The organism is Pseudoxanthomonas sp. JC1303 (assembly GCF_058448525.1).
Genome location: NZ_CP185958.1, coordinates 1,534,381 through 1,548,919, shown reverse-complemented (window position 1 = coordinate 1,548,919; position 14,539 = coordinate 1,534,381). Strand labels below are relative to the sequence as shown.

Annotated in this window: 7 protein-coding genes and 1 pseudogene; all 8 read right to left on the bottom strand. The window is 66.7% G+C overall.

Annotated features, from left to right (window positions below):
• Window positions 1-233: 233 nt before the first annotated feature.
• A pseudogene (locus ACORQU_RS06785) lies at window positions 234-1,259 on the bottom strand (glycoside hydrolase family 5 protein); the annotation flags it as partial.
• Window positions 1,260-1,815: 556 nt separating this feature from the next.
• Complete coding sequence (locus ACORQU_RS06780; RefSeq protein WP_491644070.1) at window positions 1,816-2,880, bottom strand: glycoside hydrolase family 5 protein; 1,065 nt, start codon at window positions 2,878-2,880, stop codon at window positions 1,816-1,818.
• 448 nt (window positions 2,881-3,328) lie between these two features.
• Complete coding sequence (locus ACORQU_RS06775) at window positions 3,329-4,387, bottom strand: glycoside hydrolase family 5 protein (RefSeq protein WP_491644068.1); 1,059 nt, start codon at window positions 4,385-4,387, stop codon at window positions 3,329-3,331.
• Window positions 4,388-4,573: 186 nt separating this feature from the next.
• On the bottom strand, window positions 4,574-5,758 hold the full coding sequence (locus tag ACORQU_RS06770; protein WP_491644066.1) for a benzoate/H(+) symporter BenE family transporter: 1,185 nt from the start codon (window positions 5,756-5,758) through the stop codon (window positions 4,574-4,576).
• An 85-nt stretch (window positions 5,759-5,843) separates the two neighbouring features.
• Window positions 5,844-6,893, bottom strand: a complete 1,050-nt coding sequence (locus tag ACORQU_RS06765) for an acyltransferase family protein (RefSeq protein ID WP_491644065.1) — start codon at window positions 6,891-6,893, stop codon at window positions 5,844-5,846.
• A gap of 236 nt (window positions 6,894-7,129) precedes the next feature.
• The gene (locus tag ACORQU_RS06760) at window positions 7,130-8,182 is read right to left on the bottom strand and encodes an acyltransferase family protein (RefSeq protein ID WP_491644063.1); all 1,053 of its coding nucleotides are present in this window, start codon (window positions 8,180-8,182) and stop codon (window positions 7,130-7,132) included.
• Window positions 8,183-8,397: 215 nt separating this feature from the next.
• The gene (locus ACORQU_RS06755) at window positions 8,398-9,849 is read right to left on the bottom strand and encodes an FAD-dependent oxidoreductase (protein WP_271648113.1); all 1,452 of its coding nucleotides are present in this window, start codon (window positions 9,847-9,849) and stop codon (window positions 8,398-8,400) included.
• Between the two features lie 132 nt (window positions 9,850-9,981).
• Window positions 9,982-14,439, bottom strand: a complete 4,458-nt coding sequence (gltB, locus tag ACORQU_RS06750; RefSeq protein WP_491644061.1) for a glutamate synthase large subunit — start codon at window positions 14,437-14,439, stop codon at window positions 9,982-9,984.
• Between the last annotated feature and the right edge of the window lie 100 nt (window positions 14,440-14,539).

Sequence of the window (14,539 nt, the reverse complement as noted above, 5' to 3'; positions counted from 1 at the left end):
TCGGTGAGGACCTGGCGAGGCACCAGCCTGCGGGGTGAGGAGGAAGCCGAAGCGGCGGGTGCGGTGCTCGCCGGGCGGCCCGCCGCCACGGGAGCGGCGGAGATCTTCGACTGAGACGTCGCGGCCGAGGCACCGGTTGGTCGTGAGGACTGCTTCGACCGGGACGGCTGCGAAATCATGATGTGGGGCGGTGTGGAGGTCGGTGCGACGACGGGCTTGGCGCTCGTCACGGCGCGCGCGCGATCCGCGAGGATGCTCATCTGGGGCTTGGCCGTTCCATTGCTGTTGGGTTGAACGCTGAACATGTAGTCCCCCCACCACGGGCCGCCGGCCCAATAGGACCAGCCAAGCCACACATCGGCATTGGCTTCCATGTAAGCGAGCATGTTGTCCAGCGAGACCAGGCAGGTGCTGTTGGCGGCGGCGCCGAATTCGCCCAGGAAGCCGATCTTGTGATGGGCCCTCAGCCAGTCAGTGAAGCTCTTGAGCTTTTCCGCGCCAATGCTCGTGCTCACGCAGGTGGAATGGGTACCCGAGTAATCCGAATCGAGATACTGGTGCACCTCGAACGCCACCTTGTTGGCCGGATCGGTGATCGCGAGCAGGGCATCGCCATTGGACGTGCCACCTCCGGCGCCTGCGTTGGTCCAGCTATGGGCGCCGGTCCAGGACACGCCGGGCACCAGGATCAGGTTCTTGGCGCCCGTGCTGCGAATCGCGGTGATGGCCGCCTGGGCGCTGCGGGACCAGGTGACCGCGTCGATGCCATAGGGTTCGTTCATAAGGCCAAAGACCACGGCGGGATCGTTGGCGAATTGCTTGGAGAGCTGGCGCCAGAGATCGGCGAAGACCGTGTTGGGAACCGCGCTGGTCCCGATACGGTTGCCGTAGTACTTGGCGTAGTTGTGAGGGTCCAGAATAACGGTGATGCCGTGGTTCTTCGCCCGTGTGACCGCCGTGCGGATGTAGGACAGCTGGGTGGCGTCCAGGGAAGCACCGGCGCTGGGCTGCAGACGCTCCCACAGGAAGGGAAGGCGCACGACATTCATGCCTTTGCTGGCGTAGTAGGCGAAGTCGGAATCCGAGGGATAGACGTAGTTCTGGTACAGCACGCCCGGCTTGGCCGAGGAGTTGAACTCGGCGCCGGAGAGATTGACGCCGGCGTACTTGAGCACGTTGGTGGCGCTGGCGGGATGGGCGTGGGTCAGCAGAGCGACCAGGAGGGCGGCGGAAGTGGCCAGGGACGGGAACAGACGCATATGGGCTCGGGGGACGTGGTCGCCTCGTCGTGCCGTCCGGCCGATCGAGGCGTGGGCCTCGCAGTGCCTTGGGGAGGCAGCCGCGGGCCCCTGCATCGGGAGAAGGAGGTCATGACCCCATGCGATCCTGCGCGGTCAGTCGATGGCCCCCCACGGAGTGCTGTTCTCGGCATCGCGTTGCCATGGCGTCCGCGATGCGGCAGGCCACCCCTGGCCCGCTTGCCAAACAGTTACTGAGTCCCGAGCAAAGCTCGTGCCGTTTTTGGTCGTTTTCACACACGATGTGTAGAAAGTGTGACGACCTCCGCCGTACGGCGGTCTTGTTATTTCGAGGAGGAGAGAGGTTCGGTTCTGGGGTCCGGTTGCTACGTGACCGTCATTGCAAAACCGTGCGCAGTCGCCTTGAAAGTCGGTCACCCTGGTCGCGTCGGCTTTCCGTCGCGTCAAAAGCAAGTGCCGTAGTAAGTCACTTTCTGCGGTGCCGGGCGACGTATCCGGTCCAATCAAGAGAAGACCAGGCGGGCCGGACATCGCGTCCTGCCCGCCCGGTTAGGACTTACTTGCCGCTGACCTCATGGGCGTGCGGAGCAAGGATCTTCATCTGGGGCCGGGAGGCGCCCTTGTAAGGCTGCACGTTGAACATGTAGTTCGAGGGCCACCATGCGCCTGCGGCCCAGTAGGTCCAGCCCAGCCACACGTCCTTGTTGGACTGCATGTACTCGAGCATGTTGTCCAGCGCCACCATGCAGGTGCCGTTGTTGGCCGCGCCGAACTCGCCAAGGAAGCCGACCTTGTGGTGGGCGCGCAACCAGGAGGTGAAGCTCTTGAGCGTATCCGCGCCGATGGTCTTGCTGACGCAGCTGGAGTGGGTGCCCGAATAGTCCGCATCCAGATATTGGTGGACCTCGAAGGCCAGCTTGTTGGCGGGATCCTTCAACTTGAGCAAGGCATCGCCATTGGAGGTGCCGCCGCCTGCCGAGGCGACCGTCCAGTTATGCGCCCCGGTCCAGGCGACACCCGGGACGAGGATCAGATTCTTGGCACCGGTGTTGCGGATGGCGCTGATGCCCGCCTGGGCAGCGCTGGCCCAGGTCACCGCCTTCATGTCGTTTGGCTCGTTCATCAGCCCGAACATCACCGCATCGTCGTTCTTGAAAGCAGCGGCCAACTGGCGCCACAGGTCGGCGAACACGGCGTTGGGGACGGCGCTGGTTCCGATGTACCTGCCGTAGTACTTGGCGTAGTTGTGCGGATCCAGGATGACCTTCATGCCGTGGTTCTTAGCGCGCGTGACCGCCGTGCGCAGGTAGGACAGCTGCGTCGCATCGAGCTTGCCCCCCGCACTGCGCTGCAGCCGTTCCCACAGGAAGGGAAGGCGCACCACGTTCATGCCCTGCCTGGAGAAATACGCGAAGTCCGAATCGGACGGATAGACGTAGTCGTTGTAGAGCACGCCAGGCTTGGCCGCGGAGTTGAACTCGGCGCCGGACAGGTTGACGCCGGCGTACTTGAGCACGCTGCCAGCCTTGGCGGCGGGGGCGCACGCCAAGGCTGCGGCGGCGCACGCCAAGGCTGCGGCGAGTGCGATGGACGAGACACGAAGGGTTTGGAACAGGCGCATATCGGGGGATCTCAGCGTCGTTACTCGGCAAGCGAGTGGAGGTTTCATGGGAGGTGGGTTCAGGCCGCGGCATCCAGGCAGCACCGGTCATCGGGCCAGGCGCCCGCTCGCACGGGCAGTCAGGCCGCTTTTGCATTGAGGAGGAGCCGTTACCCCGCGCGATCCGGCACGGTGCTCAATCGACCCCAAGGCGTGGTGCCACAGGCGGCCGGCCATTCGGTCCGGCGATACCTGACAATCGCGACATCACGTGGCCGATCCTAGGTGGGTTTTGCGTGCAGTTCACACCCGGCGTGTAGAAGGTGTGACGCCGTCGTGAATATCACATTCGTGAACAGGGGTCTGTGCCGTTTCGAGGACTGCGTCTCGCTCCGGTTGTTGACCCGGATAACAAAAAAGCCGTCACGTGGACGGCTCTTGTCATGTTACTGCTAAGCGCTTGCGCGAATCAGTGGGGTGAAGTCACCGCCCGGGCATGGCGAGAGAGGATGCGTATCTGCGGCTTGTCGCCGCCATCCCGGCCGGGCTGCACGCCGAACATGTAGCTCGGCGGCCACCAGGCTCCGGCCGCCCAGTAGCTCCAGCCCAGCCAGACATCGCCGTTCTTTTCCATGTAGCTCAGCATCCCATCCAGCGCGGCCATGCACTCGGGCCGCGTGCTGGCGCCGAACTCACCCAGGAAACCGGTCTTGTGGTGCTTGCGCAGCCAGCGCGTGAAGCCCTCCAGGCGCTGCACGCCGACCTGTTCATTGACGCACGTGTCCTTGGTACCGGAGGAATCCTTGTCCAGGTACTGGTGCGCCTCGAACGCCAGGTTGTGAGCCGGGTCGCGGATGGCGAGCAGGGCGTCGGCGTTGGAGCTGCCGCCCCCGGCACTCGTGCTATTCCAGCTATGCGCGCCACTCCAGGCCGTGCCCGGGACCAGGATCAGGTTCTTCGCGCCCGCCTCGCGGATGGCATCGATGGCCGCCTGGGCCGAGCGGGCCCAGGCGCGCGCGCTGATGCCGTGCGGTTCGTTCATCAGCCCGAACAGCACGTCCGGCTTGTTGGCCAAGGCCGGCTCGCGGGCCAACCGCGCCCACAGGTCGGCGAACACCGCGTCGGGTACCGCGTCGCTGCCGATCTTCTGTCCGTTGTATTGGCCATAGTTGTGGACATCCAGCAGCAGGGCGATGCCATGCCGGTGGGCGTTGTCCACGGTCTTGGTGAGCATCTCCAATTGGGTCGGGTCCAGCTCGCCCTTGGGCTCGGGCTGCAGGCGCTCCCACAGGAACGGCAGGCGCACGATGTTCATGCCCTGCGCGGCGAAGTAGGCGAAGTCCTTGTCCGACGGATAGGTGTAGTCCTTGAACACCCTGCCCGGCTTCTGGCTGGACTTGAACTCGGCCCCGGCCAGGTTCACGCCGGCGTATTCCAGCACGCGCTTGTGCTGGGCCAGGCCGGTCAGCGGCAGGGCCATGAGCAGCAGGGCCAGGAACCGGGAAGGTCGGGACGGATGCAAGCGCATGCGGAAGCTCCGGTGGGCCGTCATTGCGGCTCCTGGTCGTGGTGAGCGACGGTTTCGCCGATGCGGTCTGGGTGGGTGCGGCGGAGGGTGGGGGATGGCCGCCTCGTCGTGACGAGCCTAGGACACCTAACGCAACTGCAGCATGAAACCGGCGCTGACCATCGCGTCAGCGCTCAGGCGGCAGCGTCAGCCGCGCTTGGGCGGGCGCAGCGCCAGCATCACCACCACGCCAGCCACCAGGCCCCAGAAGGCCGAACCGATCCCCGCCAGGCTCAGCCCGGATGCGGTCACCAGAAAGGTCACCAGCGCAGCCTCGCGCCCGGTGTCGTCCTTCAGTGCGCCGTGCAAGGCGCTGCCGAGCGTGCCGAACAGAGCGATGCCGGCCACGGCCATCACCAGTTCCTTCGGAAACGCCGCCAGCAGGGCGACCACCGTGGCGCCGAACACCCCCACGATCAGATAGATCACCCCCGCCCAGGCGGCGGCCATGTAGCGTCGCGCGGGGTCTGGATGGGCTTCGGGCCCCATGCAGATCGCGGCGGTGATCGCCGCCAGGTTGAGGGAGAACGCGCCCAGCGGCGCCAGCACGACATTGAGCACGCCAGTCCAGCCGATCACCGGCGACACCGGCACCTGGTAACCGGAGGCGCGAATGACCGCGACCCCGGGCACGTTCTGCGACGCCATGGTGACCACGAACATCGGCAGGGCCAGGCCCAGCAACGCGGCCAGGGAGAAGGTCGGGCTGACCCAGACCGGCTGGGCCGGGGCGAGCGCCACGCCGTCCAGGTGCAAGAGGCCGCGCGCGCCAGCCACGACGATGCCAGCCAGCAGCGTGGCGATCACCGCATAGCGCGGCCATTGCCGGCGCATCAGCAGGTAGACCGCCAGCATGACCAGCACCAGCAGCGGCTGGCTGCGCACCGCCACGAACGTATCCAGCCCGAAGCGCAACAGCACGCCTGCCAGCATGCCGGCCGCCAGTGGCAACGGGATGCGCCCGAGCATCCGTTCGAACACCCCGGAGAACCCCGCCATCGCCACCAGGACGGCGCAGATCACGAATGCACCGATCGCATCGGACAGCGGCAGGCCGGTCGTCGTGGCCGCCAGCATCGCGGCCGCCGGTGTCGACCACGCGGTGACGACCGGGACGCGGTAACGCAAGGACAGCCCGATGCAACTCAGGCCCATGCCGAGTCCCAAGGCCAGGATCCACGAGCCGATCTGCGCCTGATTGGCGCCGACTGCCTGCGCGGCCTGGAACACGATGACCGCCGAACTGGCAAAGCCCACCAGCACGGTGACAAAGCCTGCGGCCAGCGCCGACAGCGAGGAGTCGCGCCATGGGCGCGCAAGGGACAAGCGCATCTGAGCAACCAAGGGAAGGGGGCCAAGGCCGAGCAATCGGCCTTGGGATATCTCACCTCAGGCTATCAGAACCATCTGCGTCGGATCACCGATTCGCCACCGCACGACGATCTACAGATGCAAGGGACGGCCATGAAAACAACAGATTGAGCGCGGGAAGCCTGTCCGATTTGCGGATCAAGCTGACCATCCAGGGAATGATGACACCCACCGCCAGCAGCGTCAGGAAGATCAGCGTTCCATCATCGAGCCTGCGACGTAGCAGGAAGGCCAAGCCGACGAAGATGGGGAAGTGCACCAGGTAGAACACGATGGAATGTCGTCCGACATAGCTTATCCAGGCGGATGCGGGGCGTTTGCTGGCCCACACCGAGAGCTGGACGATCAGTGGCAGACAGGCCAGTACCAGCGGCAGGTATCCGGGCCACGCCTTGGGGAACGATGCCAAGTTGGCCATCAGCACCACCGCGCATAACGCTGCTGCCGACAATCCCAGGATGGGCCGGCTGGGTGTCGCGGCGAGATCGACCCTGGTCCTGGTGATGTAGTCACCCAGGTAAAAGTAGATGTAGAAATAGAACAGCGCCGAATGATGATAGAGCTTGGCTGGCACGACAAAGGCCAGGGCCAGCGCGCTAAGGACCACCGCGAGGACGTTGAAGCGCCGCAGGTATGGCGTGACCAGATAGAACAGGAACAGGTCGTATAGAAACCACGTCAGCGCGGTATTGCCCGATAGCACGCGGCTGAGTCGCTGCCACTCGACCGGCTCGCCCTTGGCCAGGACGGACCCGCCTTGGCGCATGGCGAAAATCACCAAGGACCAGAGCAGAAACGGGTAGAGCACGTTGCGTAACTTGCCTATGAGGTAGGGCGAATGTCCTTTGGACAAGCCATGCGCGACGAAGAACCCCGACAGGAGGAACATCAATTCCATCCGGAAGGGCGCCACCGAGGTATTGATCATGTCCACAAGATCTGTCAACAAACTGCCCTGTATGGTCTGCCCGGGCGCCAGATAGGAGTTGAAGGCGAACTCGTGGGCATGCAGCAGGATCACTAGCAGCACGCTAGCCCCCCTGAGAACGTCGACCCAAGTCTGTCGTTGCGCCGAGGACGCGCTCGTTTGTGGCATATCGCATGGACTCCTGGAGAAGTGCCGGCCGCCCCATTGCTTTGGCCAGCACAACGGGCCGAGTGGCCCAGGTTGAAAGACACCTGAACCCCAGGTGTGCTCGTGTCCGCGATATTAGTGTGATGTTTGTCAAATATTCATGATCGCAACCGAGCCTGCTGCCTGCCGTCAGACGAATCCATCCGACAAAGCGCCAGGCCATGCCCCTGTCACCGCCGACGACACGCGCGGGTGCGTCAGCTTGCACGCTGAGCGAGCAAACCGCGCTCACGCCTGCGCGCCGGCCACGAGAACAGCCAGTCGACGGCCGGCGTCCCGATGCGGTCGCGCGCCAGGCAGATCAGCGCGGGAGTGCCGATCCCGGTCAGCAGCAGGACGCCCAGCGAGACCGTTCCGTCGAGGGTGACGGTATGCAGCAACCAGGCCACCACCAGGAACGGTGGGTAGTGCGCCAGGTAGAACACGATCGAGTTGCGCCCCACGTAGGTCAGCGGCGCCGACCACGGATGAGCCGCGGCATGTTCTGCGCACCACACCAGCAGCGGCAGTGTGCCCAGCACCAGGGGCAGGTAGACGGGCCAGACCTTGGGCATGCCACTGAAGTTGGCGAGCAGGACGATCGCCAGCAGACACAGGCCGGAGAAGCTCAACAGGCCCTTCGAACGATAGGCGGCCAGGTCCACGCCGCGCCGGCTGATCCAGTCGCCCAGATAGAAATAGATAAAGTAGTAGAACAGCTCCGGCTTCACATAGAGCGAGGTCGGCACCAGCCAGGCCAGCGCCAGCGCGACGGGGATCACGGCCAGCGGCGAGAAGCGCCGCAGATACGGGGTCACCAAGAAGAACAGGAACAGGTCGTAGAGGAACCAGGTCAGGGTGCTGGTGCCGGTGACGATGGCGCCGAACTCCTCCCAGGCAAACGGAACCCCCTTGGCTGCTGTCGCGCCGCCATCGCGCACCAGGATGATGACCAGCGACCACAGCAGGAACGGATACAGCACGCTACGCAGCTTGCCCGACAGGTAGGTCGCGCTGCCCTTGTCCAGGCTGCGTGCCACGAACAGGCCCGACAGCAGGAACATCAGCTGCATCCGCATGGGCGCCAGCGAGACATTCACCAGGCGCACCAGATCGGTCAGCAGGCTGCCATCGACCGTGGCGCCGTCGGGCAGGTAGCCGTGGAACGCGTACTGGCGCGCATGCAACAGGATCACCAACAGCACGCTGCCGCCGCGCAGCAGGTCGATCCAGGGTTGACGGGCGCGCGTGGCGCTGACGAGTTTGGGCATCGGGGGCTGCCTGGCTTGGCGCAACACGGCGCGACCACGAGAACAACGCACGCATCCGCACGCCCGGCCATGACGGCGCGGATCATCGTTCAACGGAAGGCTTGCGTGCCCGGGATGGTCGATCTTGGGGGACCGCGGCCCGACCAAATAGCACGTCGCGCTGCGAAGACCCCGTCAACGCGGTGCGGCGTGGTTGCGCAGATCCCGCCGTCGCTTCAGGCCAGCAGCAGCTCGGTGATGCTGGCCGCCGCGTCGCGGCCTTCGGCTACGGCGGTGACCACCAGGTCAGCCCCGCGCACAGCGTCGCCACCCGCGAACAGCCTGGGGTTGGTGGTCTGGTAGGGCAGGCGGCCGGCGTCCTCGCCCCCGGCCACGATGCGGCCGTTGTCCAAGGCTTCCACGCCGACGGCCGAAAGCCATTCGGGCAGGGTCGGGGAGAAGCCGAAGGCGATGATCACCACGTCGGCGTCCAGCACCGATTCGCTGCCTTCGATGATCACCGCGCTGCGGCGGCCGCGGGCATCGGGCTCGCCCAGCTTGGTCTCGGCCACGCGCACGCCGGCGACCTTGCCGTCGGCGCCGGCGTCGATAGCCAGCGGCTGGCGGTTGAACAAAAAGCGCACGCCTTCCTCGCGGGCGTTGGCGACCTCACGCGCGCTGCCGGGCATGTTGGCTTCGTCGCGGCGGTAGGCGCAGGTGACCTTGGCCGCGCCCAGACGAATCGCGCTACGCACGCAGTCCATGCCGGTGTCGCCTCCGCCCAGCACGACCACGCGCTTGCCGGTCAGGTCGGGCAGGGCGATCTGGTCTTCCCAACCGGCGATGGGCCGGCCCCAGGTGTCGCCGCCGGTGACGATGCGTGCGTTCTGGACCAGGAACGGCAGCGCCGGCAGCACGCCGTCCAGGTCCTGTCCGGTCAGACCGCCATCGGTATAGCGATAGGCGCCGGTGCCAAGGAACACCGCGTCGAACTCCTCCAGCAACTGCTCCATGGTCACGTCGGTGCCCACTTCCACACCCAGCCGGAATTCCACGCCCATGCCCTCGAGCACCTCGCGGCGGGTGGAGATCACCGACTTGTCCAGCTTGAAGCTGGGGATGCCGAACTGCAGCAGTCCGCCGATCTGCTCGTACCGGTCGAACACCACGGCCTGCACGCCGGCGTGGGCCAGTTTGTCTGCGCACGACAGGCCCGCCGGACCGGCGCCGATGACCGCCACGCGCTTGCCGGTGGGCGTCACGCTGCTCATATCCGGGCGCCAGCCGGTGGCCAGGGCGGTGTCGACGATGTACTTCTCCACCGCGCCGATGGTCACCGCGCCGAACTCCTCCAGCGTGCAGCTGCCTTCGCACAGGCGGTCCTGCGGACACACCCGCCCGCAGACCTCCGGCAGCGGGTTGGTGGTGTGGCACAGGGTGGCCGCTTCGTGGATGCGGTTTTCCTGGACCAGCTGCAGCCACTGCGGGATGGCGTTGTGCACCGGGCATTTCCAGCTGCAGTACGGGTTGCCGCAGTCCAGGCAGCGACCGGCCTGGTACTGGGCATCGGCCTTGTCGAACTTGCCGTACAGCTCACCCCAGTCGCCGGAGGTGCGCAGTTCCACCGGGATGCGGGTGGGCATCTGGCGGGGCAATTCGAGGAACTGGAAGGCGTGCTTGCGGCTCATGGGACTCTCGTGGTCTTCGTGCGCCCGGCGTGGCCGGGCGGTGCGTGGGTTCACCGTGGGACCGCCATGGCGGCGATGAGGCTTTGCAGGGAAAGCCCATCGCCGCCGTGGCGGCTCCCACAAGGGCGCAGGTCAGGCGGCCCTGCGCAGCGCGTCGGTCAGCGATTCGATACTGGCCGCCTTGGGCTTCACCAGCCAGAACTTGCCGATGTAGTCGCGGAACTCGTCCAGGATCTGCTGGGCCCAGATGCTGCCGGTGAGTTCGCGATGGCGCTGGATCAGCGTGTGGATGTGCTGGCGATAGTTCTCGAACCCTTCCGGACTGATCCGGTGGATGTCGATCAGCTCGTGGTTGTAGCGGTCCACGAAATCCCGGTCCAGGTCCAGCACGTAGGCCAGGCCACCGGTGAAGCCGGCACCGAAGTTCAGACCCGTCCGGCCCAGCACCATCACGATGCCATCGGTCATGTACTCGCAGCAATGGTCGCCGGCGCCTTCCACCACCGCCAGCGCGCCGGAGTTGCGCACCGCGAAGCGCTCGCCGGCGCGGCCGGCGGCGAACAGCTCGCCCCCGGTGGCGCCGTACAGGCAGGTGTTGCCCAGGATCGCGGTGTTGCGGGCCTCGAAGCGCGCCCCGCGCGGCGGACGCACCACCAGGCGGCCACCGGCCATGCCCTTGCCGACGTAGTCGTTGGCTTCGCCTTCCAGTTCCATGTTCAGGCCGCCGGCGTTGAACGCGCCGAAGCTCTGCCCGGCCGTGCCGCGGAAGCGCAGCTGGATCGGCGCATCGGCCATGCCGAGGTTGCCGTGGGCACGGGCGATGGCGCCGGACAGGCGGGTGCCGATGGAGCGGTCGGTGTTGTGGATCAGGTGACGATGCTCGCCACCGGCCTTGGTGCGGATGGCGTGGGCCAGTTCGGAGTCCAGCTGCGTGGCCAGGCTGTCCGGCGATTCGTACATGCGCTGGGCCGCGCAGGTATCGCTGTCCAGCTGGGCTCCGGCCAGCAGGCGGGAGAGATCCACGTGCACGCCTTCGCGCGGGCTGTGCACGATCTGCTCCAGCAGGTCGGTGCGGCCGACGATCTCGTCCAGCGAGCGTGCACCCAGGCGCGAGAGCCAGGTGCGCACTTCCTCGGTGAGCAGGCGGAAGAAGTGCTCCACGCGCTCGGGCAGGCCGGTGAAGTACTCGGCGCGCAGGCGCTCGTCCTGGGTGGCCACGCCGGTGGCGCAGTTGTTGAGGTGACAGATGCGCAGGTACTTGCAGCCCAGCACGATCATCGGCGCGGTGCCGAAGCCGAAACTGTCCGCGCCCAGGATGGCGGCCTTGATCACGTCCAGCCCGGTCTTCAGGCCGCCATCGGTCTGCAGGATGGCGCGGTCGCGCAGCTGGTTCTGGACCAGGGCCTGGTGGGCCTCGGCGATGCCCAGTTCCCACGGCACGCCGGCATAGCGGATCGAGCTGATCGGCGAGGCGCCGGTGCCACCGTCGTGGCCGGAGATGGTGATCAGGTCGGCGCCGGCCTTGACCACGCCGGCGGCAATCGTGCCCACGCCGGCATGGCTGACCAGCTTGACCGACACCAGCGCGGTCGGGTTGACCTGCTTGAGGTCGAAGATCAGCTGGGCCAGGTCCTCGATCGAGTAGATGTCGTGGTGCGGCGGCGGGCTGATCAGGCCGATGCCGGGCTTTGCGTAGCGCAGCCGGGCGATGGTCTCGTTGACCTTGTGGCCGGGCAGCTGGCCACCCTCGCCGGGCTTGGCGCCCTGGGCGACCTTGATCTGCAGCACTTCGGCGTTGACCAGGTACTCGGGGGTGACGCCGAAGCGGCCCGAGGCCACCTGCTTGATCTTGGAGCGCTTCTCGGTGCCGTAGCGGGCTGGGTCTTCGCCGCCCTCACCAGAGTTGGAGCGCCCGCCCAGGCGGTTCATGGCGATGGCCAGGGCCTCGTGCGCCTCGGGCGAGAGCGCGCCCAGCGAAATGGCGGCGGTGTCGAAGCGGCGCAGCACGTCGCCGGCCTCGGCGACCTCCTCCAGCGGCAGCGGCGTCTCGGCCAGCTTCAGCCGCAGCAGATCGCGCAGGGTCGAGGGCGGACGGTTGTGCACGGCCTCGGCATAGGCCTGCCAGTCCTTGGTCTGCCCGGAGCGGGTCGCGCGCTGCAGCGTCATGACCACGTCCGGATTGAACATGTGGTACTCGCCGCCGTGGACGTACTTGATCAGGCCACCGACCTCCGGCTTGCGCAGGTCGTTCCAGGCGTTGCGGCTGAGCTGGCGGGCTTCGGTATCCAGGCGGCCGAAACCCACGCCGCCCACGCGCGAGGCCGCGCCGGGGAAGCACAGCTGCGCCACCTCCGGGTCCAGACCGACGATCTCGAACAGCTGCGCGGCGCGGTAGCTGGCGATGGTGCAGATGCCCATCTTGGAGATGATCTTGGACAGGCCCTTGTAGATGCCCTTGCGATACTTGCGGCCGATCTGGGCCACCTCGCCGCCGTCCTTGAGCTTGAGGATGCCGCGCCGACCCAGGTCGAACAGGGTCTGGTAGGCGAGATACGGATACACCGCCGTGGCACCGCAGCCCAGCAGGCAGGCCATGTGGTGCGGATCGCGCGCGGTGCCGGTCTCGATGATGAGGTTGACCTCGCAGCGCAAACCGACATTGGACAGGTGGTGGTGCACCGCGCCGGTGGCCAGCAGGGCGTGGACCATCGGCCGGCCGGCCTCCGGATAGCGGTCGGACAGCAGCAGCATGACCATGCCTTCGCGCGCGGCGGCCTCGGCCTGCGCGCAGATGCGCTCGATACCGGCCTTCAGGCCTTCCTCGGGCGCGTAGGACAGGTCGATCAGGCGGTTCTTCTGCGCGTACTGGTCCATCTTCAACAGCTGGCGCAGCTTGCGCTGGGACAGCACCGGCGAGTTGAGGATGACGTGGTTCACCGTCTCGGCGGCCGCGTGGAAGATGTTGGTCTCCTTGCCCAGCTGGGTGGAGAGCGACATGGCGATGCCTTCGCGCAGCGGGTCGATCGGCGGGTTGGTCACCTGCGCGAAGGCCTGGCGGAAGTAGTCGTACAGCGGCCGGGTCTGCTGGCTGAGCACCGCCATGGGCGTGTCATCGCCCATCGAGCCGGTGGCCTCCTGCTCGGTCTCGGCCAGCGGACGCAGGATCTGCTCCACCTCCTCGGTGCTGAGCTGGAACAGCTTGTGGTAGCTGCGCAGGGTCTTGTCGTCGAACGGCTCCTCGACCAGCGACGGGTCGATCAGTTCGGTCTGCAGGTAGGTCACGCCCTGCTGCAGCCACTGCTTGTACGGGGCGCGGCCCCGGTTGATGCGGTCGATCGCCTCGGTGTCGAGCAGGTCGCCGCGCTTGAGGTCGATGGCCATCATCTCGCCCGGGCCGAGCTTGCCCTTGCGGGTGATGCGTTCGGCCGGCAGCTCCCACACGCCGGCCTCGGAGGCGACCAGGAAGTGGCGGTCGGAGGTCAGCATCCAGCGCGCCGGGCGCAGGCCGTTGCGGTCCAGCATGCACGCGGCATAGCGGCCATTGCAGGCGACGATGCCGGCCGGGCCGTCCCACGGCTCGGTGTTCAGGCCATAGAACTCGTAGAACGCGGCCAGGTCGGAGTCCTTGAACTCCAGCGCGGCGGTCGCCGGCGGCACCAGGATGCGCAGCGCCTGCAACAGGTCCATGCCGCCCGAGGTCAGCAGCTCGAGCATGTTGTCCAGGCTCTGCGAGTCCGAGCCATGCATGGAGATGACCGGGTTGAACTCGGCGATGTCGAACTTCGGCGTCTTCCACACCTTGCTGCGCGCCTGCGCCCAGGAGCGGTTGCCCTCGATCGTATTGATCTCGCCGTTGTGGGCCAGCAGGCGGAACGGATGGGCCAGCGGCCAGCGCGGCATGGTGTTGGTCGAGAAGCGCTGGTGGAAGACGATCGCGCTGGAGGTCAGGTCGCTGCGCTGCAGGTCCGGGTAGAACACCGGCAGCTTGTCCGGCAGCACCATGCCCTTGTAACCGACCACGTGCGGCGACAGGGTGACCACGTAGAAGTCGTTGGTGGCCTCGCGCAACGCCTGTTCGGTGCGGCGACGGGCCAGGAACAGCGCCAGCGCGAAGGCCTCCAGATCCTGGCCTTCGCCGGCTTCCACGAAGATCTGCTCGATCCGCGGCAGTGTGTTGCGGGCCAGCTCGCCGCAGACCGACTCATCGGTGGGCGGCACGCGCCAACCGCGGACCACCGCGCCGGCGCGGGCCAGTTCGGTTTCCAGCGCGCTGCGGCAGTCATCGGCCAGGTCGCCGCTCAACGGCAGGAACACCAGGCCCGCGGCGAAGATCGCGCCCACCTCGATGTGCGCCTCGTGCGCCAACGCACGCAGGAACGCGTCCGGTTTGCGGATCAGCAGGCCGCAGCCATCCCCGGTCAGGCCATCGGCGGCCACGCCACCACGATGGGTCATGCGCGACAGGGCGGTGATGGCGGTATCGACGAGCTGGCGCGAGGGCTGGTCGTCCAACTGGGCGACCATGCCGAAGCCGCAGGCATCGCGTTCGTCGTTGGGGTCGTAGAGCCCGTGGCGGTTGCGGGGGGCCATGGTGCTACCTCAGGAATACAGGGAGGGTGAGGCGGCACCCGTGCCCTTCCGAGGGCGGCGCAGACGTGAAGAAGGTGTCACCGGACTTGCGATAACACCA

Bases quoted from the DNA above. Each gene is read 5' to 3' on its own strand.
- ACORQU_RS06775 (WP_491644068.1), bottom strand. From the start codon at position 4,387: ATGCGCTTGCATCCGTCCCGACCTTCCCGGTTCCTGGCCCTGCTGCTC.
- ACORQU_RS06770 (WP_491644066.1), bottom strand. From the start codon at position 5,758: ATGCGCTTGTCCCTTGCGCGCCCATGGCGCGACTCCTCGCTGTCGGCG.
- gltB (WP_491644061.1), bottom strand. From the start codon at position 14,439: ATGGCCCCCCGCAACCGCCACGGGCTCTACGACCCCAACGACGAACGC.
- ACORQU_RS06780 (WP_491644070.1), bottom strand. From the start codon at position 2,880: ATGCGCCTGTTCCAAACCCTTCGTGTCTCGTCCATCGCACTCGCCGCA.
- ACORQU_RS06760 (WP_491644063.1), bottom strand. From the start codon at position 8,182: ATGCCCAAACTCGTCAGCGCCACGCGCGCCCGTCAACCCTGGATCGAC.
- ACORQU_RS06755 (WP_271648113.1), bottom strand. From the start codon at position 9,849: ATGAGCCGCAAGCACGCCTTCCAGTTCCTCGAATTGCCCCGCCAGATG.
- ACORQU_RS06765 (WP_491644065.1), bottom strand. From the start codon at position 6,893: ATGCCACAAACGAGCGCGTCCTCGGCGCAACGACAGACTTGGGTCGAC.